The sequence below is a fragment of the Gluconacetobacter entanii genome (genome assembly GCF_003206495.1).
GTDB classification, from domain to species: Bacteria; Pseudomonadota; Alphaproteobacteria; order Acetobacterales; family Acetobacteraceae; genus Novacetimonas; species Novacetimonas entanii.
This window is the reverse complement of sequence record NZ_NKUF01000004.1, coordinates 101,783-124,220: the sequence shown is the minus strand read 5'-3', so window position 1 is coordinate 124,220 and position 22,438 is coordinate 101,783. Positions and strand designations below refer to the sequence as shown.

The following is a 22,438-nucleotide window of genomic DNA, read 5'->3' as shown; positions in this document are numbered from 1 at the left end:
TCATTTCCCCCCAAGCTGGGCGCGGAAAAATTCATCGGCCTCCGCCATGGCATCGGCAGGCACCTCTGGGGACAGGTGATCGAATGTTTCATGGGCAAGGGCGAATTCATGCGCCATCAACCACTCCAGCGGTTCAGGCATCGCGATCAGGCGGGTTTCACGGGTCTGCGCCTTGGCGCGGATAAGGTCGTCGATGATCCCGACCGTGGCAGGTTCGAGTTCACATTCACCCAGCAGGGACGGAAAGTGCATCGGCACGACATTGCATGCCGGATGCAGGCGCAGCCAGCGCAGGGCGATGGCGGGACGCAGGGCGTAAAAAAGCTTCTTGATCCGCAGGTCATGCACCTGCATGCCACAATGCCGGTCGTACTGCTTTTCGCCCAGATGCAGGTAATGCCGCGCGACGAGCGTGCGGTTGCACACACGATGCGCCAGGGCGAGGAACCGGGCGCGGAATGTCGCATCCGCCCCATAAATGATGGGGGAGGACAGCCATTCCATCACCGCCACATTCCCCTTCAGCAGCAGGCGGACAGCCTTGGCAAGGTCCCAGCCATTGATGTCGAGTTCCTGCGTCAGCGGGACCTCGATAACATCGCGCACCGGCCAGAGGGACAGGTATTGCGCCGTGGGCCTGATGAAGATGAACCGGCAGTCATAATCACTGTCGAGAGAAGGGAAGCCCCATGCACGGCTGCCGCTTTCGATCGCAAGCGGGATCGCGACATCATGCTCCGCCCGGATTGCCTGAAGCGTCCGGTCAATGTCCCCAAGCGCGGTCGGGCAGAAACTTTCGGGAATGGCGCGGAGCCATCCTTGTGCATGCGTCATGTCGATCAGGCCAATTCTGTATTTTCGGTATATCTTTTTGCCGCGGGGGAGTCATTTCGCGGCGGGTATCGTAACATTATATTCCGCAACATGTTTTTGAATATAAATGACCGATATCCCCATGCCAGATGTCATCGTCTGTCTTATGTGCATCAGGCTGCAGTTGGATGGATGACAATCGCCATTTTCATATTACAGTTGCAATAACACCAGTATGGAAGAGGCCCTTCATGCAGATCACGGCAGTCAGTGATATCGATGGACAGCGTAGCCGACGGGGCGCTGACATCCTGCTCGAAATTCTTGAAAGCGAGGGGGTCAAATATATTTTTGGCAATCCCGGCACGACGGAACTTCCGCTGATCGACGCACTGCAGAAACGCCCGGACCTGCATTATGTGCTGGCCCTGCAGGAGGCCAGAGCCGTCGCCATGGCCGATGGCTATGCGCAGGCGGCGGGGCGTCCCGGCTTCCTGAACCTGCATACGGCGGGCGGACTTGGCCATGGCATGGGCAACCTCCTCAACGCCAGCGTATCGCAGACGCCACTGGTGGTAACGGCGGGGCAGCAGGATTCCCGCCACACCATCTCCGACCCGCTTCTGTTCGGGGATCTGGTCAGCATCGCCACCCCCGCCGTGAAATGGGCGCAGGAAGTCATGCATGCCGACCAGTTGCCGGTACTGGTGCATCGCGCCTTCAACGACGCCATGGCCGCGCCCACCGGCCCCGTCTTCCTGTCGCTGCCCATGGACGTGATGGAGGAAATGAGCACGGTTTCCGCCGCCCCCCCGTCGCAGATCGACCGGCGTTCGATCGCAGGCGGCCTGCCGGAACTGGCGCAGCAGTTGGCCCGGATTGCGCCGTGGCGCCTCGGGATCATCGCGGGGGACGAGGTCCACGCCGCCGGGGCTGCCGCACAGGTGGCCGCCGTGGCCGAACTTCTGGGCGCGCCGGTCTTTGGCTCCTCCTGGCCTTCGCGCGTGCCCTTCGCGACATCGCATCCGCTGTGGGAAGGCAACCTGCCCACGCGGGCAACGGACATCGCGGCGAAACTTGCGGATTATGACGCGATTTTCGCGCTTGGCGGCAAGTCGCTGATCACCATCCTGTATTCCGAAGGCTCCGCCGTGCCGCCGGGATGTGCGATCTATCAGGTTTCGGCGGATATCGGGGATCTGGGACGTACCTTCTATACGCCGCTGTCGCTGGTGGGGCATATCCGTACCTCGCTGGAGGCGTTCCTGCCCCTATTGAAAAAGGCGATCGCGGGACGCGAAGACGATTATGCCACCGCACGGCAGAATGTTACGGCGCGCAACCACGACCGCCGGAGCAAGGCCATCGCCACCGCGCTGCACCGCATGGAAGAACCCGTCATCGCCCCCTGCGTCGCGGCGTACGAAGCCGTGCGCGCCATCGGGCCGGACATCGCCATCGTTGACGAGGCCATCGCCACCTCATCGCATGTGCGCTCCTTCCTCGACAGTGACTGGCCCGCGCAGTACTCCTTCCTGCGCGGCGGTGCGCTGGGCTGGGGGATGCCGGCCGCCGTGGGCGCGTCACTCGGCCTGGGGCGGGAGCCTGTGGTGTGCCTGGTGGGGGACGGGGCCTCGCTCTACTCCCCACAGGCGATCTGGACCGCGGCGCACGAGAAACTGCCGGTGACCTTCGTCATCATGAACAATCAGGAATACAATGTACTCAAGGGTTTCATGCGGGGACAGACGCATTACGTCTCGACCCGCAATGGCAATTACCTTGCCATGGACCTCAATGACCCGGTCATAGATTATCAGGCCATGGCCGCGTCCTATGGACTGTCGGCATGCAGGATCACGCGCGCCACCGATATCGCGCCTGCCATCCAGGCAGGGATCGCATCGGGCCGCGCCAACGTGGTGGAGATCATGATCCGGGCCGAGTGATCCTGCGCCCGGTCCCAAAGGGAAGGGCATGGGTCCGCCCAAGTGCCTTATCCCATTGGATAATATGATATATCCCCGATATGATGGAGAGCAGCTATTTGAAAAATAGGCTTCCCATGGGATGTGAAATCCCCCATTGCGTTATCAGCATGGCATGTCGGGCGACGTGGGCGCCATCGGGCGGATGATGACAGCCGGTTCCAGTCGCATGCAGGCCGTGCTCCGCGCAGGTTGCGCAAGGAGATTGTAAGCTGCTTCACCACTTGGACTATCTGTTCCAGCACTATGGATATGGCGTCATCACCCTGATCGTCATGCTGGAAAGCATGGGGCTGCCCCTGCCGGCGGAAACGTTGATCATCTCCGCCTCGCTCTATTGCGCAGCGACACACCATATGGCGATTGGCTGGGTGGCGGTCGCCGCCATTGCGGGCGCGGTCATTGGTGACAATATCGGCTATATCATCGGGCGGACGGTGGGAATCCCGCTGCTCCAGCGCTATGGCGCACGGCTTGGCCTGACACCGGACCGGCTTCTGCTTGGCCGGTTCCTGTTCCGCCGCCATGGCAGTGAAATCGTTTTCTTTGGCCGCTTCATCGCCGTGGTGCGCGTATTCGTGGCGCTGCTGGCCGGGGCGAATCACATGACATGGCCGCGCTTCATGATCTTCAACGCGGCGGGCGGCATCTGCTGGGCCGGTGGTTATGCCATGCTGACCTACTATCTGGGTCACAAGATCATGCAGCTTTCGGGACCGGCAAGCGTCATCGGTGTGATCGGCGTCGTTGTCGGGGTCGGGGGATCGGCCATTTTCCTGCGGCGCAATGAAAAGCGCCTGACGGAAAAGGCCATGCAGGAAGCCCGCGACGACATGAACGGTAGCAGTCCGGACAAACCTTCGCAAAAGATACCGTGAAAATACGGATTACGATTTATCTTCGACGTCATGATAACTTTATGTTACGTCAGGTAACATGAACCAGATGCATATCAGGTTGAAAATAATCACAATCTTACCGTTCGCGAGACTCTTATGACGGCGCCGTTTCCACCAGATTCAACACAACACCCGCTGGCGGTGATTACCGGCGGGGCAGGGGGGATCGGACGTCTGGTCATTGATGGCCTGCTGGCTGCGGGATACCATGTGATTGCGCTGACACGGCAGGGAAGCGTCCCGACGCTGGAACACTCGCCAGACGTGACCAACATCCGCTGCGACCTTGGCGATCCACAGGCCCTTGGTTCGGCGGCAGACCGGATCCGCACACTGGGCGCACCGGTGCGTGCGCTCATCCACTGTGCAGGGGTGATCGTGCCGCAGGCTGCCGCCAGCCTTGACGACAGATCGGTGCGCGAACAGGTAACGGTCAACCTGCAGGCGCCCATCATGCTGGCGACACGGCTACTGGATCTGGTGCCGCGTGGCGGGCATGTCGTGTTTGTCAATTCGATGGCCGCCATTGTTCCACTCGGCGGCAGCAGCGTCTATGCCGCCACGAAATTCGGCCTGCGCGGCTTTGCCCTGTCCCTGCGGGAGGAAGTCCGTGCGCGTGGCATCCACGTCTCCTCCATCTTTCCGTGGGCGGTGGATACGCCCATGCTGCAAAAGGAAATGCAGAACGGGGGATCGGCCCTCAATTTCGTAACCCTGCCGGTACCGCCGCAGCAGATCGCAACGCTGATCCTGCGTGCCCTGCGCCAGCGTGGCAGGGACGTGTTCGTCCCGTCGTCCGACGGGGTTTTCGGGCAACTTCTGCTGATTTTCCCTGCATTGTGGCAGAAACTCCTGCCGGTCATGCTGTGGATGGGGGAAAAGGGGCGACGGAAATATCTGCGCGAACGCCACGATGAAACGGGGACGTCGTCCTGACACATGCCGCTCAGGCGATGGTATCAATCATGCGCCGCGCGGCATAGATGTGGGTGGAAGCGCCGCAGACCACCATGACATGCCACAGCGCATTGGAAAACGGCAGGTTTTCGTGATTATAGAACACCGTACCAATGCAATAGAAGACCAGCCCCAGAATGATGAGGGCCACGACCTGAAAGGGCAGGTGCCAGAAAACCGGATCCGGGCACAGGAAGAACATCCATGCCACCGCCAGATAGGGGAAAACGGGGTATTTCTGGCTCTTTTCAAACCAGAAGAGTTTCATGCCCATCCCCGCCAGCGCCACGCCCCATAACAGTCCACAAAATCCGAGGCTAAGCCTCCCACGTCCACCAATGATGATGAAGGGCGTATAGGTACTGGCAATGGCGACGAAGATCATGGCCTGATCGACCCGCTGCAATCCCCCCTTGAGGCGACAGGCCGGACAGAAATTATAGGCCGCCGAACAGATACACACGAGGATCAGGCAGGTCCCGTAAAGAAAGACCGACTGCCGCGCCGCCCAAGAGGCATCGGCCGGCACCGAAGCCCCCAACCATGCCGCCCCGGCGACCATGACGACGACCCCGACGACATGGACCGCAAGGTCAGCCATACGTTCAAGCAGGGTATAGGAGGGGAAGCGGGCTTTTATCGTCATGCCTGCGGTTATATCGCAAAGACGTTCCATTCGGGAACGCGGCAGCCATGCAGGGCGTGAATGAAAAAGGACGCAGGGGCATCAATATCCGGGATGAAGCCAGCGTTTCCGTTCACGACAATTCCCTCATCATTGAGCAGAATACGAAAAAATATGCTGGCGTGGAAATAAAGGACAAGTCTTTCCTTCATGCCGTCCAGAACGCGCCGAATATTGTCATGGCGGAATGCGACGATGATGGATTTGAAATCTTTCGGAAGGTAAAGCTGGTTTCGTAACCCGGTTATCTTTCTGGCCCCCACATCCATCTGACCAGCAGGCATGATCAGTCGATGCCTGTTCCCAGGGTCCTCGCTCCGATTACAGCGGGTTTCCGGTCGAAACAGATCCGGATGACCAAATCCCCCACTTTTTTATTCCTGAATGATGGTGGCAAACCGTTTTCCGTGGCCTGGATCGTAACATTCCTGAACCGAATTGACCGTATCCTTGATGCCGGGTTACGTTCATCGCGGCATGATCCACCATAATGGCCACGCAGAGAAAAAGGTTTCGATATTCATGAGTTTACGTCCCGATCCGAAAGGATACAGATCCCTGCTTCTTGGGTGCGTGGCCTCCCTTGCCTGCGTCACGTCCGGATGGGCCGCCACCAGCCTTCCCCCGGGGCAGGCAGTACGGGCGCCGGACGTTTTCATGCCGCAACCCATGCCGGACCGGCCCACCGCCTTCCGTTCGGCCGCCGGGGTTCCGGGACGTGCCTTCTGGCAGAACCGCGCGGATTATTCCATCAATGCGCGGATACTGCCGGATACAAAAAGCCTCTCCGGGCAGGAAACCATTACCTATACCAACAACAGTCCTGACGCACTTGATGTCATCTGGCTGAACCTGGAGCAGAACGAATATAAACCCGATTCACGGTCGCAATATGCTTCAGGCCGTTTTTCCGCCCCGCGCACCAATGGCGTCCAGATCCAGAAAGTCGTTGTGGAATACGGGGGAAGCAAAAAGGAAATCACCCCGATCATCAGCGATACGCGCATGCAGTTGCGCCTGCCCACCGCCCTGCGTGGCAAGGGTGGGAAAATGCGCATCCATGTGACGTGGCAGTACGTCATTCCCGGCCCGTGGGGTGGGCGCACTTCGGTGACCCCAAGTAAAAATGGGGACATTTATGAAATCGCCCAATGGTATCCGCGCATGGCGGTCTATGACGACATCCGGGGATGGGACACGGCGCCCTATCTGGCGCAGGAATTCTACCTTGAATATGGGAATATCGATTATCGTGTGACCGTGCCGTGGAATTACACGGTTGCGGGTTCCGGCACGCTGCTCAATCCGGAAAGCGTCCTGACCGCGACAGAACGCAAGCGCCTGTCACAGGCGGCCCACAGCGATACGCGCGTCCTGATCCGCACCGCGCAGGATGTGACGGACCCCGGCAGCCATCGCCATGACCATGGGGACATGACATGGCATTTCCGCATGGAAAACACGCGGGACGTGGCGTTTGCCGCATCCCCCGCGTTCGTCTGGGATGCCGCCCGGATGAACCTGCCTGCCACCCATGGCGTGACCAGGGGGCCACACCTTGCCATGTCCGTCTATCCGGTCGAAGGCGTGGGACCGGACGGGTGGGACCGTTCCACCGAATACGTGAAGCACGCGATCGAATATTTTTCCGAACAGTGGTATCCCTATCCGTGGCAGAACGCGATCAACCTTGGTGGGCATGGGGCCGGGATGGAATATCCCGGTATCGTCTTTGACGGCATGAAGGACCACGGGCCGCAACTGTTCTGGATCACCACGCACGAACTCGGCCATGGCTGGTTCCCCATGATCGTCGGGTCCAATGAACGGCGCAACGCCTTCATGGATGAGGGCTTCAACACCTTCATCGATGCCTATGCGTCCGATCATTTCAACCATGGGGAATTCGCCCCCAAGAAGGACAACGAGTTCGCCCCCCAGACGGGCGTGCCGGCGGACGATATTGTGCCCCTCCTGCGGGACAGGGATGCACCGCCGCTGATGGTGCCCTCCGACCTAGTGCAGGAGCGTTACCGCCATCCGGTGACCTATTTCAAGGGGGCCTACGGCCTCAAGCTGCTGCGTGAACAGATCGTCGGGCCGGAACGCTTTGATCGCGCTTTTCGGCGCTATATCGACGTCTGGGCCTATCACCATCCCACGCCGTCGGATTTCTTCCGTTTCATGAGCAGCGAAACAGGGGAGGACCTGTCGTGGTTCTGGCGCGGCTGGTATTTTGAAAACCGTGCGCCGGATTATGCCTGCACCGGAATTCACGCCACATCCGACGGCTATCAGGTCACCGTGCAGAACAAGGGCAGCCTGCCCATTCCCGTGACAATGCTGCTGACCTATGCTGATGGCACCACCGAACGTCAGGTCATCCCGACGGAAGCATGGTACCAGCACACGGCCATCGACCTGCCGGTCAGGACCCATGGCGTGCTGCGAACGGTGACGCTGGATCCCGACCACGCCATTCCCGACATCGACCGTCGCGACAACACCCTGTACACACGGTGAACAGGGCAGGGGACATGCGGTAAATTTTATCGCACGTCCCCTTATTAGATGACCATGATAAGGGGGCCGACGGATTGCGGCCCCCTTTTGTCGTTGTCCCGTCCCCCATACAACAGCGCGCCTCAAGGGGCACGCATGCGATCTGCGCACCGTGTCCGTCTTCCCTGATACGGGGCCATCCCGCCTCCGTCACTCACCGGATCGTGTGTCCTGCGCCGGGAAAAGCCACCCCATCATCCCATAAATATGGCAACCTTCGGGAGACCCCTGCCTTAGAAACCATAGCCTCCCGGCATTCACGCCCCCGATGAAAGGCCGCGACCAGACGTCATGATGCCCCGTAAATGCACCGGACCTGTCCACGCCCCGCTTTCACGCCGCCATGTATTGCAGGCAGGCGTCGCCGTGACGGGCATGCTGAACGTTTCCCCGGCCGGGGCAGCGGTTGCAGGTCAGCGCCCGCGCGGACATCTGCGTGCCGTCGGGACAGAACCCAGCCAGCATGGGATCGAGGTGCAACTGACGGTCAATGGCACGCCCCACCAGCTTGAACTCGATACCCGCACGACACTGCTCGACCTGCTGCGCGAACATCTGCACCTGACAGGTACCAAAAAAGGCTGCGACCATGGGCAGTGCGGGGCCTGCACCATCCTGCTCGACGGCAGGCGGGTACTGTCGTGCCTGTCGCTTGCCGCATCGCATGACGGCGCGGACATCACCACTATCGAGGGCCTGTCGCGGGAGGGGCAGCTTCACCCCATGCAGCGGGCCTTCATCGACCATGACGGCTTCCAGTGCGGATACTGCACCCCCGGGCAGATCTGTTCGGCCATCGGCATGTTGCAGGAATGGAAGGCAGGCTGGCCCAGCATGGTCACGATGGAACGCACCGAACACCATCCCCATCTGGATATCGCCGACCTGCGCGAACGCATGGCGGGCAATCTGTGCCGCTGCAGCGCCTATCCAAACATCAGGGACGCCATCCTTGACGTTGCGCGACATTCGGCATGAGGCCGTTTTCCTATACGCGCCCCGCCACGACCAATGCGGCAACGCGGGAAAAGGGGCAGGGGGCAACCCTTCTGGCGGGGGGCACCAACCTTCTTGACCTGATGAAACTGCAGGTCATGCATCCCGATCGCCTGGTCGATATCAACCGGATTTCCGGCCTGCACGACATCACGACCGATCCGGCGGGCAATACGCATATCGGCGCGCTGGTCACGAATTCCGACACGGCGGCCCATCCCCATATCCTGCGCCATTACCCCGTACTGTCCCATGCCATCGTGGCGGGGGCCTCGGGCCAGATCCGCAACATGGCGACGACGGGTGGCAACCTGATGCAGCGGACACGGTGCCTGGCCTTTTACGACATCGCGGCATCGTGCAACAAACGACAGCCCGGTTCGGGATGCGACGCGATGGGCGGCGGTAACCGGATGAACGCCGTCATTGGTGGCAGCGACCATTGCATCGCGGTCAACCCGTCGGACATGGCCGTGGCGCTGCGTCTGCTGGATGCACGGATACGTACCCGACAGGCAAGCGGCCAGGAACGCGAAATCCCGATGGCCGACTTCCATCGCCTGCCCGGCGACACGCCGCAGGTGGAAACGGCGCTGCAAGGTGATGAGATGATCGTCGCCGTCGTGCTTCCTCCCGCGCCAGTGGGGCGATCTACATATCGCAAGGTGCGTGATCGCGCGTCCTATGCCTTTGCGCTGGTATCGGTCGCGGCCATTGTGCAGGCACGGCAGGGGCAGTTCACGCATGTCCGCTTCGCCTTTGGCGGCATCGCCCCGCGACCGTGGCGTGTGGAGGAGGCGGAACAGGCGCTAACGGGCCAGAAAATATCCCGTGATGCCCTGTCGCATGCGGCGGACATCGCATTGGCGGGCGCGCAGGGCCATGGGGATAATGATTTCAAGATCCCGCTTGCTCGCCGGACATTGATGCAGGTCCTCGCCACCCTGTCGCGGGAGGATGACAGTGACTGACCTTCCCACACTTCCTTCCGAACAGGACGCTCCCACCATCCCGATGATCGGGGCGGGCATGCAGCGCGTCGAAAGCGTACTGAAGGTCACGGGACAGGCGCGCTATGCCTATGAAATGGATGCAGCAAGCCTTGGCGCGCAGGCTGATCCACTGGTGGGGGTCATGGTGCTGTCAACGATTGCCCGCGGGCGCATCACGTCCATCGACAGCGCGACGGCACGGAACATGCCGGGGGTCCGCCTTGTCCTGACCTGTGACAATGCGCCGCCACAGGCCCCATGGGGTCCGCTGGTCGCCCGGGATCGCTTTGCCCGCGCGCAACCCGTGCTGCGGGGGCCTGATGTCCATTATTATGGCGAACCGGTCGCGCTTGTCGTGGCGGACAGCCTTGAACGGGCGCGTGCCGCCGCCATGGCGGTCAATGTGCAGTATGAAGCGGCATCACATGCCGTCCTGCTTGACCCCGCCACGGCGACGGAGCCGGAATTCCTCAACGGGTTCAAACCCGCCCATACGGACCATGGCGATTTCGATGCCGCCCTTGCCCGGTCCGCCATCCGGGTGGAGGCGGTCTATGAAACCCCGCACCAGAACCACGCCAAGATGGAACCCCACGCCACGACGGCGCTATGGCAGGGGGACCGGCTGGTGCTGCATACCTCGGCACAGAATCTGGTGTCGATCCAGATGGGCATTGCCGCGACCCTGCAAATCTCGCCCCATCGCGTGCAGGTCATCAGCCCGTATGTCGGCGGTGGGTTTGGGGGGAAGCTGCCCTATTTCGCGGATGCGATCCTGGCCGCACTCGCCGCGCGCGCACTCGGCAAACCCGTCAAGGTGGGCATGACGCGCACGCAGATGTTTTCCGCCACCACCCATCGCACCGCCACCCGACAGGCATTGCGCATCGGTGCGGACCGCACGGGACGCCTGTGCGCCATCAGCCATGATGCGCTATCGCACTGTGCCTCATTTGACAATTTCGTGGAGGATACGACCACGATCACGCGCGGCCTGTATCGCGCGGACGCCATCCGCACGACCGCGCACCTCAACCACCTTGACCTGCCGCGTTCGGATTCCATGCGTTCCCCCGGGGACGCGGTTGGGATGATCGGGCTGGAATGCGCCATGGATGAACTGGCGCACGAACTGGGGATCGATCCTGTCGAACTGCGCCTGCTCAATGACACGCCCACGGACCTGACCGCCCATAAACCCTTCAGCAGCCGTCACCTGCGCCAGTGCTTGGAAGAAGGCGCCCGGCGCTTTGAATGGGGCGCACGCAACCCGCAACCGGGACAGGTGAGGGAGGGCGAGTGGCTGATCGGGATGGGGATGGCGTGTGCGATGCGCTACAACCTGCTCAAGCCGTGCCAGGCGCTGGCGCATCTGGATGCAGTGGCGAACCTGACTGTGCAACTGGCGATGACCGATCCCGGGACGGGGACGCAGACCATCCTGACGCAGATCGCCGCAGGTGTCATGGGACTGCCCCCCGCGCAGGTTCATGTGCAGATGGGGGATACGGCCTATCCACCCGCCCCGGGGTCCGGGGGATCGTTCGGGGCCGAAAGCGCGGGATCGGCCGTGCTGCGCGCCTGCGAAAACCTGCGCACGCGGTTGCTGGAAGCCGGCCTCCGTGATGAACACTCCCCCCTGCACGGCCAGGCGATGGAGTCCGCCCACCTTGATGCGGGCAGCCTCCATGCCGGGGGGCGGCATGAATCCCTTGTCGCCTTCATGGAACGGACATTTCCCCAGGGCGCGCAGGCACATGGCGAAATCACGGCGGACCCGGACTCCCTGAAATGGTCACAGGCGTCCTTTGGCGCGCATTTCGCCGAGGTCGCCGTCAACGCCATAACGGGGGAGACACGGGTGCGCAGGATGCTGGGCGTTTTTGCCTGTGGCCGTATCCTCAATAGCCGCACCGCGCGTTCGCAACTGCTCGGCGGCATGATATGGGGTGTCTCGAACGCCCTGCATGAAGAAAACATGCCCGATCCACGCACGGGACAGTTCATCGCCCATGACCTTGCGAATTACCACATCGCCACCCATGCCGACATGCCGGAGATGGAGGTCGTGATGATCGCGGAGGATGAACCGGTTTCCAACCCGCTGCACATCAAGGGACTTGGGGAGGTCGGGATCTGCGGTGCGCCAGCAGCGATCGGCAATGCCATCTTTAACGCCACGGGCATACGCGGCCGCCGCTTTCCCATCACGCCGGATCGCCTTTTACCCTATCTGCCCGAAGTGACGGTCTGAAAAACAGGGGGCCCTTGTTCTAAAACGGCAACGTCTTTCGAAGCTTTTTGAAAAAAGCTTCACCAAAAACTTTTTTAAATTTCAGGATTTTTTCTAAAAAGAAAAAGGGGCACGCCCGCGCGTCCCCCTTTCCCATGTCTCCGGTGCGCGGACCTCAGCGCTGCTGATACAGCAGGCGGGCGCGGATCGTGCCCTTGAGGTCACGCAGCTTGGCAAGGATACGGTTGTCCTTGTCCACGTCCCCTCCGGTATCGGCCTCGACCACGACGTAGCCGAGTTCACCCGCCGTCTGCAGGTACTGTGCGGTCACGTTGCAGTCCTCACGGGAGAAGATCTCGTTGATCTGCAGCATCACCCCCGGCGCGTTGGTGTGAACGTGCATGAAACGTGTGCCGTGCGGGTTTTCCGGCAACTGCACGGTAGGAAAATTGACCGCCCCCAGTGTGGAGCCGATATCGGAATAATCCAGCAGCTTGCGCGCGACTTCCTGCCCGATGCGCTCCTGCGCCTCTGCGGTGGAGCCACCGATATGCGGGGTGAGGATGACGTTATCCAGCCCGCGCAGCGGCGTCTCGAGGCTTTCACCCGCGGCCTTCGGCTCCTTGGGGAACACGTCGATCGCAGCGCCAAGCAGATGGCCGTCCTTCAGGGCCGCGGCAAGCGCGTCGAGGTCCACCACATTGCCGCGCGCATTGTTGATCAGGAACGATCCCTTCTTCATCGCGCGGATCTGCGCCTCACCCATCATGTTCGCCGTCTCCGGCGTCTGGGGCACATGCAGGCTGACGACATCGCTCAGGCCCAGCAGTTCCTCCAGCGTGGCGACGGGATGGGCATTGCCATGCACCAGCTTGTCGATCACATCGTAATAGAACACGCGCATGCCGAACGCCTCGGCCAGCACGGAAAGCTGCGACCCGATGGAACCATAGCCCACGATACCCAGCGTCTTGCCGCGCACTTCCCAGCTATTGGTGGCCGACTTCTTCCAGATGCCTTCATGGCATTCCACCGATTTGGGGAAGATGCGGCGCATCAGCATGACAATCTCGCCCATCACCAGTTCCGCGACGGAGCGGGTATTGCTGAACGGGGCGTTGAAGACGGGAATGCCACATTCACGCGCGGCGACCAGGTCCACCTGGTTGGTGCCGATGCAGAAGCAGCCAATGGCGATCAGGCGATCCGCCCCCTCGATCACTTCGCGCGTCAGTTGCGTGCGCGAACGGATACCGACGATATGCACCCCCTCCAGCGCCTTGCGCAGGGCCTCGCCTTCCAGCGCGGTCTTGAGACGGGTGACGTTCTCGTACCCGTTTTCCTTAAGCAGCGCGACGGCACTGTCATGCACGCCTTCGAGCAGAATGATACGGATCTTGTCCTTGGAAAGGGAAAGATGGCCGGCGGAGGGATGAGTCATGTCGGGTACTCACGCTTGTTCGATCAAAGGGATGCCCTATCCGATTGCTTGGCGCGTGGCTAGGGCGGAATGATGTCAGGACAGGGCAGAGGGGGCGGGAAACCGGGAAAAAGGTACTATTTCGCCAGCAGGCGGCAGGCCTGCGGCAGGAGGGCGGGATTTCCCAGCGCCAGGACTGTTCCATCCCCATCAAGCCGCAGTGGCTGCCCCGCCCAGTCGGTCATGGAACCGCCCGCGCCCTCGACCACGGGGACAAGGGCGGCCCAGTCCCACGGTTTCATGGTGCATTCGGCGATGACGTCCACCTGTCCCAGCGCCAGCAGGCCATAGGCGTAACAGTCGCCCCCCCAACTGACGCGCTTGACGGCACGCGACAGGACATCCCAGCGCGCACGATAGGCCCCTTCCAGTATTTCGGGCGAGGTGCATGACAGTTCGGCACGATCCAGCGCCGGACACAGGCGCGTCCCCGCCTGTCCCGCAAAGTGCGAGAGATAGCGCGTGGGTTCCCCCCGCACGCCGATCCAGCGTTCCCCGGTAATCGGCTGGTCAATGATGCCCAGCACCGGCACGCCTTCATGCAGCAGCGCGATCAGCGTGCCGAAGGTCGGACGGCCCGTCAGGAACGCCCGCGTCCCGTCAACCGGGTCGATGACCCAGCGATAGGCGGCATCGGGCCGTTCGGTGCCGAACTCTTCCCCCATGATCCCATGGTGGGGCAGGCGTTCGCCAATGACGGCGCGGATGGCACGTTCGGCCGTGCGATCGGCAATCGTCACCGGGCTCTGGTCGGCCTTGTCATCGGCCGACACCCCGGCACGGAAAAACGGACGCACGATACAGGCCGCGACATCGGCCGCAGCCTGCGCCGCCGCGATGAACTGCGCCCGGTGCGCCAACGGGTCCGTCATCAGTTCTTCTCTTCGACAAGGGTCTGGATGAAGGCGACCAGGTTGGCCCGGTCCGTCGCCGAGGCAATGCCGGGGAAGGCCATCTTCGTACCCGGGGCGAAGGCGTCGGGCTTCTTGATCCATTCCGACAGCAGGGCAGGGGTCCACACATCCTTCTTGTGCGCGCTCAGGGCATCGGAAAATTCATAATCGGGAATATCGCCGATATGCGTGCCCATGACGCCAAACAGGTCGGGCCCGATGACGGACGGGCCATGGGGCGCGAAGCTGTGGCACATCCCGCACTGGTGATCGGCGATTTCATGCCCCTTGGCGGCATCCGCATGCGCCAGCAGCGTCTCGATCGGCGGGTCCTGCCCATCGTCGGGCGTGGATTGCGGCATGGGGACGGCACTCTGCGCCGCGGCGCGGTGGGGCACGAGAAGACTGCCCATTCCCCAGCTTCCGCCCAGCGCCACCGCTGCAATCAGGAACGCTGCTCCCATCTGGTTAAGCCGCATGCTGTTCATGGATAAGGACGCCTTTCGTGCGCGGTTGCATGAGTTTGCTTCATTACCTAGACTGCCGCGCAGCTTGTGTGAAGCAGTCACAAGCCCGCATGCTTCGTGTCGCCTTGATGAACCGATGGGCCAAAACCAGATTTCATGAACCCGATTGTCATAATACCGGCCCGCATGGCGTCGTCACGCCTGCCCGGAAAACCACTGGCGGATATTGCCGGACGCCCGATGATCGCCCACGTCCTTGAACGTGCCATGCGGGCCGACATCGGCCCCGTGGTCGTTGCCGTGTGTGACGCCGCCGTGGCGCACGCCGTGGAGCAGGCCGGCGGCCACCCCGTCATGACCGATCCCGACCTGCCATCCGGATCCGACCGCGTGTGGCAGGCGCTCGAACGCATCGACCCGGCGGGAAAACACGACACGATCGTCAACCTGCAAGGCGACCTGCCGGGCGTCATGCCCGACATCCTGCGCACGGTCCTGCTGCCGCTGCGTGATGCGCGGACCGATATCGCAACCCTTGTGGCCCCGGTGCAGGACGCCGCCGAAGCAGCGACGGACTCCGTGGTGAAGGTGGCCTGCGCCTTTCACGAAGGTGCAGATACCGCACGCGCGCTGTATTTTTCCCGCGCGGCCATCCCGTGGGGGCAGGGGCCGCTATGGCACCATGTCGGCATCTACGCCTATCGCCGCGCGGCACTGCGCCAGTTCGTCGGCAATCCGGAATCCCCGCTGGAGCGACGTGAACGCCTGGAGCAGTTGCGCGCGCTGGAGGCCGGGATGCACATAGGCTGCGCACGCATCGCACGGGCACCGTTCGGGGTGGACACGCCCGCCGACCTGGAACGCGCGCGCGCTGCGGCCACGACACACGCAACGCAGGCACGGACATGACAGCGGGAATCATCGCCTTCCAGGGCACGTTCGGGGCCTATTCCGACCTGGCCTGCCGACAGGCGCGTCCGGGCTGGACAACCCTGCCGTGCGAAACCTTTGCCGGGGCCATCGCCGCCGTGCATGACGGCCGGGCGGACGCCGCGATGCTGGCCTGTGAAAACAGCCTTGCGGGACGGGTGCCCGACATCCATGCCCTGCTGCCGCAGTCCGACCTGTTCATCGTTGGCGAGCATTTCCTGCGCATCGAACATTGCCTGATGGGCATTCCCGGCGCGACCCTGCACGATGCGCGACGTGTGCACACCCATCCCGTCGCCATGGCGCAGATCCGGGGCCTGATCAAGGAAACCGGCCTCAAGCCGGTGGTGGAGTTCGATACGGCGGGGGCCGCCGAACTGGTCCGCGAATGGGGCCGCAAGGAAGACCTCGCCGTGGCGTCGTCACTTGCCGCCGACCTGAACCGGCTTGTCATCCTGCGCCGTAATGTGGAGGACGCGGCCCATAACACGACGCGTTTCTACATCGCCGCGCGCAGGCCACCCGACCTGCCCGCGCGCATGGATGACTGCATGACGACCGTGCTGTTCCGTGTCAGCAACCATCCGGGTGCGCTTTACAAGGTGCTGGGCGGGTTTGCGACCAATGGCATCAACATGACACGGCTGGAGAGCTACATGCTCGACGGGTCCTTCGCGGCCACGCAGTTCCTGCTTGACGTGGAAGGCCATCCCCATGACCCCGCCCTGGCGGCGGCGCTGCATGAACTGTCCTTTTTCGCGGAACAGGTGGATGTGCTGGGTGTCTACCCCGCATCCCCCTTCCGCCACAAGGACGCGGAGCATGGGAATGCCGGTCATGCGGCCACGCCCGCAATGGATTCCGGGACACCCGTCATGAAATGACAGAACGATCCGCATGCGGAAACTTTGCCATCCGCACACCCCATACCCATATCAGGGGATCATAGCGGGCGGGCGCGTTCCCCGTCCCTGAAACCGAGACAAAAACAGGCCTGCTGCCTTTTCGGCCCGCTCCTCCCGCGTCGGCCGGCAGGACCTGACCAACCAAGTGGAAACAACCATGTTCAAGGGTTCCATTACCGCCCTGATTACGCCGATGAACCAGGACGGGTCACTTGACCTGTCCTCCATGGGGCGTTTCATCGACTGGCAGATCCAGCAGGGAACCTCCGCGCTGGTGCCCGTGGGCACCACGGGGGAAAGCCCGACGCTGTCGCACGATGAACATGCGCAGGTGGTCGAATTCACCATCAAGACAGCCAATGGCCGCGTGCCCGTCCTGGCCGGTGCCGGGTCCAACAGCACGGCCGAAGCCATCAAGATGGCCCAGCAGGCGCAATCCGCGGGCGCCGCTGCCGTGCTGGTGGTTACGCCGTACTACAACAAGCCAACGCAGGAAGGGGTCTACCGCCATTTCATGGCGGTTGCCGACGCCATCTCGATCCCGGTCATCCTGTACAATATCCCCGGACGTTCGGTGATCGACATTTCCGTCGAAACCATGGCGCGACTGGCGAAGCATCCCAACATCATTGGCGTGAAGGATGCGACGGCCAACCTGCTGCGTCCGCTCCAGACACGCCAGACGGTCGGCAAGCCGTTCAACCAGCTTTCTGGCGAAGACGGTACGGCGGTGGCGTTCCTTGCCTCCGGTGGTGATGGCTGCATCAGCGTGACCTCGAACGTCGCACCGACCCAGTGCGCCGAAATCCAGGCAGCGTGGAACGACGGGCGCGTGATGGACGCGATGGAGCGGCATGACCGGCTGTTCCCGCTGCATGACGCCCTGTTCTGCGAAAGCAACCCTGTCCCGGTCAAGTTCGCCGCAAGCGTGCTCGGACTGATGGGGGAAACCTGCCGCCTGCCGCTCGCCCCGCTGAGCGATGCGTACCGCACGCGCGTGAAGGATGCCATGTCCGCCGCAGGCCTGCTGGACTGAACCCATGGCAGCAAAACAGAAAAACGGCAGCGGGATGATTTCCACGGGCATCGCCGCGCAGAACCGCAAGGGCCGCTTCAACTACACCATTCTTGAAACGCTTGAGGCCGGACTGGTCCTGAAAGGGCCGGAGGTCAAGAGCCTGCGGATGGGACGCGCCACCATTACCGAGGCCTACGCCGCCGAACGCGATGGGGAACTGTGGCTGTTCAACAGTTATATCCCCGAATATCAGGGCGGGGTTCTGTCCCGCTTTGAACCGCGCGCCCCGCGCAAGCTTCTGCTGCATGACAAGCAGATCGACCGCCTGCTGGGCGAAAGTGCGCGCAATGGCGTGACCCTTGTGCCGCTCGACATCCATTTCAACAGCCGTGGCCTTGCCAAGCTGACGCTGGGGATCGGGGAAGGGCGCAAGAAAGCCGACAAGCGGCATGCCATCGCCGAACGCGACTGGCAGCGCGACAAGGCGCGCCTGATGCGCAACAAGGGGCGGGAAGACTGATTTCCTTCCCCACCACCATGGCCTGCGCATAAAAAAACAGGGCGTCCCCATAGGGAGCGCCCTGTTTTCATGAAGATCAGGCGGCATGATGTCTCCATCATGCCATCCGATAATCAGTCAACGCTGATGGCAGCGGCTTCGGGACCCTTCTGGCCCTCGACCACCTGCACGTTGGCCGTCTGGCCTTCGGACAGGCTGGTCAGGCCCGAACGCTCCAGCGCGGAGGCGTGCACAAAGATGTCCTTGCCACCGCTTTCCGGCGTGATGAAGCCAAAGCCCTTCGTGGCGTTGTACCACTTCACGACGCCACGCATGTCCTGCGCCTGCGACAGGTCGGGGGCGGGGCGACCGGAGCGGGAGAACCCGCCGGCACGCGGCGCGCCAAAGCCACGGGGGCGTTCCGGCTGCGCGGTGCTTTCGTCAACGGACACCACGGCGGCGACCTGACGGCCCTTCGGGCCCTGACCGATGCGCACGACCAGCGTGCTGCCGGGGGAAACCGTCTCGAAACCGGTGGGGTTCAGTGCATTTGCATGCAGGAACACGTCACCCGATCCATCCGACAGTTCGACAAAGCCGAATCCCTTTTCGCTATTGAACCACTTGACAGTGGCGCCAATCTCCGGCCCGGATGCGACGATCTGCGGACCTCCGCTGCCGGCAAAGGGGCGACGGGGAGCGCTGGCACGGTCATTGAATGACGGCGCCGACATGAAATCATCGTCAAATCCGCCGCGGCGCGGGGAGCGGGAGCTGCGGTCGGTCCTGTTACTTCTCAACGGTCGTAATCCCGAGGTCTAGGTGGCGGGTCCCGGTCACGGGAAGCCGCCGATATGGAAACGCTTTGTTCGCAGAATAGAGTTTTGCCTGTCTGGCATTACCGCGGGTCAGGCGGGCCGCCGGGAAACATTTCTCCGTCCTGTCTTTGACCCTAGCATGAATCGCATCGGTATCACCAATATCTAAAGCATATTCCTGTGACGGGATTCCACAGCATTTTGCACGTTCAAACATTTTTGTGACCAACGGGGCGCTGGCCGGCGGCCGCGGGCCAGTGCGGGGCCGTTTTTCCACCCCCGTCCCGGTCCGCTGCCACCATGCGGGCATATCCCACGTTACCAGCAGCCAGGGGATAAGCACGCCACAGGGCATGTCCCTGACGCATGCCCGCTGGCCACAACCGCAGCGCAACATTGCCGATTGCGTAAAAGTGGGGGATATATCTGACATGAACCCGAACGTATCACCGAAGTCCCCCAAAGCGCGCGGACGTGGACGCCCCCCCAAGGACGTCTCCGAACAGCAGAACATCCGCCATCAACTGATCCAGGCGGGGATCGTCGCGCTGACCGAAAAGGGGTTTGGCGCAAGCGGGCTTGACGACATCCTGCGCGCGGCGGGGGTAGCCAAGGGATCGTTCTATCACTACTTTGAAAACAAGGAAGATTTCGGCAGCGCGGTCATCAAGAGCTACGCGCGTTATTTCAATGCGAAGCTCGACCGCTGGCTGACGGATGACTCCTATCCCCCACTGCAGCGCCTGCGCCATTTCGTGGAAGACGCAAAGACGGGGATCATACGCTTCGACTACACGCGCGGGTGCCTGATCGGGAATCTGGGGCAGGAACTTGCCATCCTGCCGGCTTCGTTCCACCAGGAACTGCGCGACGTTCTTGCGGGGTGGGAACGCCGGGTCGCCACCTGCCTGATGGCCGCGTTCGACACGCCATCGCCCGCCTATGGCCATATCTGCCAGCGCTGGGCCGAGTTTTTCTGGATCGGGTGGGAAGGGGCGGTGCTGCGCGCGCGCCTTGAACGCTCGGTCAGGCCGATGAGCCTGTTTTCGGAAATCTTCCTTGAAATGGTCGAGGCCGAATGTGGCCTGAAGGACTATACGCCGGCCTTTACCCCGCCTTCATGATCCGCTGCGCATCGGTGCGCGAAAACAGTTCAAGCAGGAGAACAATCGCCGCGGTCCGCCTGCGCACGCCCGCGGACGCATCCTCGACCACACGCTGGGCGTCCTGTGCCGCGGCGCGCAGCAACTGTTCGATATGCACGCCCGCCGCCATGCGGAAATCCGGCATTCCCGACTGCCGGTGACCCGCAAGGTCGCCGCCGCCACGGATGCGGAAATCCTCGTCCGCGATGACGAACCCGTCCTCCGTATCACGCAGCAGCGCCAGGCGCCGCCGCGCCGTCTGCCCCAACTGGCTGTCATGCAGCAGCAGGCAGAACGATTCCGCCTGCCCGCGTCCCACCCGGCCACGCAACTGGTGCAACTGCGCCAGGCCGAAACGCTCGGCATGTTCGATCATCATGACCGTGGCCGACGGGATATCCACGCCGACCTCGATCACCGTGGTGGCGACGAGGATGCGCGTCTTCCCTTCGGCAAAGTCGCGGATCGAGTCTTCGCGCACGGCGATGTCCTGCTGCCCATGGGCAAGGCCGACAAGGTCGCCAAAATATTCCCGCAGCATCGCGTGGCGCGCCTCCGCCGCCGCGATGTCGAGCGCCTCGCTCTCCGATACCAGCGGGCAGACCCAGAAGACCTGCGCGCCCCGCGCCAGCGCCCGGCGCAGGGCGGCCACCAGTTCGGGCATGGCCGACAGCGCGTGCAGCGAGGTGCGGATGGGCTTGCGCCCCGCCGGTTTTACGTCAAGGCGGCTGACCTGCATGTCCCCCCACTGCGTCAGCAGCAGCGTGCGCGGGATGGGGGTTGCCGTCATGACCAGCACATCGGTCCGGTCGCCCTTTTCGCCCAGCATCATGCGCTGCGCCACGCCAAAGCGATGCTGCTCGTCAATGACGACCAGTGCGAGGTCGGCGAACTCCACCTTGTCCTGAAACAGCGCATGCGTCCCGACAACAAGCGGCGCCGCCCCGGTGCGGATGGCCTCCAGCGCCTGCCTGCGCGCCCGTCCCTTGACGGAGCCGCTGAGGAACGCCACCGGCACGGGGGAGAGTTTCTCGAAGGTCGCCAGATGCTGGCGCGCAAGGATTTCGGTCGGCGCCATCAGTGCCGCCTGATGCCCGGCCTCCACCGCGCTGAGCATCGCCATCAGCGCCACCAGCGTCTTGCCCGCCCCGACATCGCCCTGCAGCAGCCGTGTCATGCGATGCGGCGCACGCAGGTCCTGCCCGATTTCCTCCAGCACCCGGGTCTGCGCCGTGGTCGGTTCATGGCCGAAGCGCGACAGGGCGACCGCGCGCAGGGCACCGGTGCCGACGATGGAACGGCCGGGCCGGTCCCGGTTGTCGATGCGCGCACGGGCCATGGCGATCTGCATCGCCAGCAGTTCGTCATAGGACAGGCGCGCGCGTGCACGTTCACTTGCGGCGGTATAGCGGTCGCCCTCCATCAGGTCGGGAAAATCCGACGGACGGTGCAGGACACGCAGGGCCTGCTCGAACGTCGGCCATTTGCGCTTGCGCACCATTTCGGGATCCAGCCATTCCGGCAGCGCGGGGAAGCGGGCGAACGCGCCCTGCAGCGCGGTGCGCAGGTGGCGCGGAAACAGCCCCCCTGTCAGCGGCCAGACCGGATCGAGCAGGGGAATCATAATCCCCTGGTCGGCGGGAACCAGGTAATCCGGATGCGGCATGCTCAGCCGGTCGCCAAAACGCTCCAGCATGCCCGAGACGCATATCTGCATGTCCATCCGCAGCCTCTGCGCCTGATAGGGGGAGAAGAAGACCAGTTCCGCCTGGCCCGTCCCGTCACTGACGACAATACGCCACGGCTTGCGCCCCCGGCTGCTTTCGGGCGCGATGATCCGTACCACATGCCCATGGAACGTGCACACGCGCCCTGCCTCCGCCACGGCAAGCTGCGGGCGGTAACGCCGGTCCACCAGACCATCGGGCAGGTGAAACAGCAGGTCGATCACACGGTCGCCCCGCGCGGCGCGCGCGATCAGGCGTTCGACCGACGGGCCGATGCCCGGCAGGGTTCCCACACTGGCCAGCAACGGGGCCAGAAGCGGGGTATCGGTGGCGGGCGGGGCAGGGGGGCAGGGTGACACGCGGCTGTTCATCCGGCAGGTTGGCATGCAGGTCGTCCGGGCTGACAGACAGCCCGGGGACGGCTATAGGAC

20 protein-coding genes are annotated in these 22,438 nt (G+C 62.8%); 12 read left to right on the top strand and 8 right to left on the bottom strand.

The window, feature by feature from the left end; translation table 11 throughout:
* Complete coding sequence (locus CFR72_RS03465) at positions 1-834, bottom strand: nucleotidyltransferase domain-containing protein (RefSeq protein ID WP_110912652.1); 834 nt, start codon at positions 832-834, stop codon at positions 1-3.
* 230 nt (positions 835-1,064) lie between these two features.
* Between CFR72_RS03465 and CFR72_RS03460 the strand changes: the two genes are divergently transcribed.
* The 3 genes from CFR72_RS03460 to CFR72_RS03450 all read left to right on the top strand — a co-directional run bounded on the left by CFR72_RS03460 (position 1,065) and on the right by CFR72_RS03450 (position 4,636).
* Positions 1,065-2,762 carry a thiamine pyrophosphate-binding protein gene (locus CFR72_RS03460; RefSeq protein WP_110912651.1) on the top strand — a complete coding sequence of 566 codons (1,698 nt, stop codon included), beginning with the start codon at positions 1,065-1,067 and terminating at the stop codon, positions 2,760-2,762.
* Positions 2,763-3,013: 251 nt separating this feature from the next.
* Positions 3,014-3,679: a DedA family protein gene (locus CFR72_RS03455; protein WP_227744406.1), complete on the top strand. Its 666-nt coding sequence runs from the start codon at positions 3,014-3,016 to the stop codon at positions 3,677-3,679.
* A gap of 117 nt (positions 3,680-3,796) precedes the next feature.
* Positions 3,797-4,636 (top strand): SDR family NAD(P)-dependent oxidoreductase, encoded by an 840-nt coding sequence (locus CFR72_RS03450; protein WP_110912650.1) that lies wholly within the window; start codon positions 3,797-3,799, stop codon positions 4,634-4,636.
* A 10-nt stretch (positions 4,637-4,646) separates the two neighbouring features.
* Here the strand turns inward: CFR72_RS03450 and trhA are convergent, their stop codons facing one another.
* Together trhA and CFR72_RS17095 are read right to left on the bottom strand one after the other, a co-directional pair.
* Positions 4,647-5,303 carry a PAQR family membrane homeostasis protein TrhA gene (trhA, locus tag CFR72_RS03445; protein ID WP_110912687.1) on the bottom strand — a complete coding sequence of 219 codons (657 nt, stop codon included), beginning with the start codon at positions 5,301-5,303 and terminating at the stop codon, positions 4,647-4,649.
* Positions 5,304-5,311: 8 nt separating this feature from the next.
* A complete protein-coding gene (locus CFR72_RS17095; protein WP_146220641.1) occupies positions 5,312-5,626 on the bottom strand; it encodes a hypothetical protein in 315 nt (104 codons plus the stop codon).
* 238 nt (positions 5,627-5,864) lie between these two features.
* On the opposite strand from CFR72_RS17095, the gene CFR72_RS03435 reads away from it, so the two are divergent.
* The 4 genes from CFR72_RS03435 to CFR72_RS03420 all read left to right on the top strand — a co-directional run bounded on the left by CFR72_RS03435 (position 5,865) and on the right by CFR72_RS03420 (position 12,146).
* A complete protein-coding gene (locus CFR72_RS03435) occupies positions 5,865-7,865 on the top strand; it encodes a M1 family metallopeptidase (protein WP_110912686.1) in 2,001 nt (666 codons plus the stop codon).
* A 330-nt stretch (positions 7,866-8,195) separates the two neighbouring features.
* Complete coding sequence (locus CFR72_RS03430) at positions 8,196-8,882, top strand: 2Fe-2S iron-sulfur cluster-binding protein (protein WP_110912648.1); 687 nt, start codon at positions 8,196-8,198, stop codon at positions 8,880-8,882.
* A complete protein-coding gene (locus CFR72_RS03425; protein WP_110912647.1) occupies positions 8,879-9,871 on the top strand; it encodes an FAD binding domain-containing protein in 993 nt (330 codons plus the stop codon). Before CFR72_RS03430 ends, CFR72_RS03425 begins: the two co-directional genes overlap by 4 nt.
* Positions 9,864-12,146, top strand: a complete 2,283-nt coding sequence (locus tag CFR72_RS03420; RefSeq protein WP_110912646.1) for a xanthine dehydrogenase family protein molybdopterin-binding subunit — start codon at positions 9,864-9,866, stop codon at positions 12,144-12,146. Before CFR72_RS03425 ends, CFR72_RS03420 begins: the two co-directional genes overlap by 8 nt.
* A gap of 154 nt (positions 12,147-12,300) precedes the next feature.
* Here the strand turns inward: CFR72_RS03420 and serA are convergent, their stop codons facing one another.
* The 3 genes from serA to CFR72_RS03405 form a co-directional block, all read right to left on the bottom strand.
* Entirely contained in the window at positions 12,301-13,566 is a 1,266-nt protein-coding gene (serA, locus tag CFR72_RS03415) for a phosphoglycerate dehydrogenase (RefSeq protein ID WP_110912645.1), read from the bottom strand.
* Between the two features lie 116 nt (positions 13,567-13,682).
* Positions 13,683-14,477 (bottom strand): inositol monophosphatase family protein, encoded by a 795-nt coding sequence (locus CFR72_RS03410; RefSeq protein ID WP_110912644.1) that lies wholly within the window; start codon positions 14,475-14,477, stop codon positions 13,683-13,685.
* Positions 14,477-14,986, bottom strand: coding sequence for a c-type cytochrome (locus CFR72_RS03405; RefSeq protein WP_110912643.1), 510 nt, complete (start codon positions 14,984-14,986; stop codon positions 14,477-14,479). Before CFR72_RS03405 ends, CFR72_RS03410 begins: the two co-directional genes overlap by 1 nt.
* 135 nt (positions 14,987-15,121) lie before the next feature.
* On the opposite strand from CFR72_RS03405, the gene CFR72_RS03400 reads away from it, so the two are divergent.
* From CFR72_RS03400 to smpB, 4 genes are all read left to right on the top strand, one after another.
* Positions 15,122-15,874 (top strand): 3-deoxy-manno-octulosonate cytidylyltransferase, encoded by a 753-nt coding sequence (locus CFR72_RS03400; RefSeq protein ID WP_110912642.1) that lies wholly within the window; start codon positions 15,122-15,124, stop codon positions 15,872-15,874.
* On the top strand, positions 15,871-16,779 hold the full coding sequence (locus CFR72_RS03395) for a prephenate dehydratase (protein WP_244182154.1): 909 nt from the start codon (positions 15,871-15,873) through the stop codon (positions 16,777-16,779). Before CFR72_RS03400 ends, CFR72_RS03395 begins: the two co-directional genes overlap by 4 nt.
* A gap of 166 nt (positions 16,780-16,945) precedes the next feature.
* Positions 16,946-17,836 carry a 4-hydroxy-tetrahydrodipicolinate synthase gene (dapA, locus tag CFR72_RS03390; protein ID WP_208629950.1) on the top strand — a complete coding sequence of 297 codons (891 nt, stop codon included), beginning with the start codon at positions 16,946-16,948 and terminating at the stop codon, positions 17,834-17,836.
* A 4-nt stretch (positions 17,837-17,840) separates the two neighbouring features.
* On the top strand, positions 17,841-18,338 hold the full coding sequence (gene smpB, locus CFR72_RS03385) for an SsrA-binding protein SmpB (protein WP_110912640.1): 498 nt from the start codon (positions 17,841-17,843) through the stop codon (positions 18,336-18,338).
* A 113-nt stretch (positions 18,339-18,451) separates the two neighbouring features.
* Here the strand turns inward: smpB and CFR72_RS18245 are convergent, their stop codons facing one another.
* A complete protein-coding gene (locus CFR72_RS18245; RefSeq protein WP_110912639.1) occupies positions 18,452-19,117 on the bottom strand; it encodes a cold-shock protein in 666 nt (221 codons plus the stop codon).
* A gap of 449 nt (positions 19,118-19,566) precedes the next feature.
* On the opposite strand from CFR72_RS18245, the gene acuR reads away from it, so the two are divergent.
* Complete coding sequence (gene acuR, locus CFR72_RS03375; protein ID WP_110912638.1) at positions 19,567-20,259, top strand: acrylate utilization transcriptional regulator AcuR; 693 nt, start codon at positions 19,567-19,569, stop codon at positions 20,257-20,259.
* Here acuR and recG read toward each other — a convergent pair.
* The gene (recG, locus tag CFR72_RS03370) at positions 20,243-22,378 is read right to left on the bottom strand and encodes an ATP-dependent DNA helicase RecG (RefSeq protein WP_110912637.1); all 2,136 of its coding nucleotides are present in this window, start codon (positions 22,376-22,378) and stop codon (positions 20,243-20,245) included. The genes acuR and recG overlap by 17 nt on opposite strands.
* Positions 22,379-22,438 lie beyond the last annotated feature (60 nt).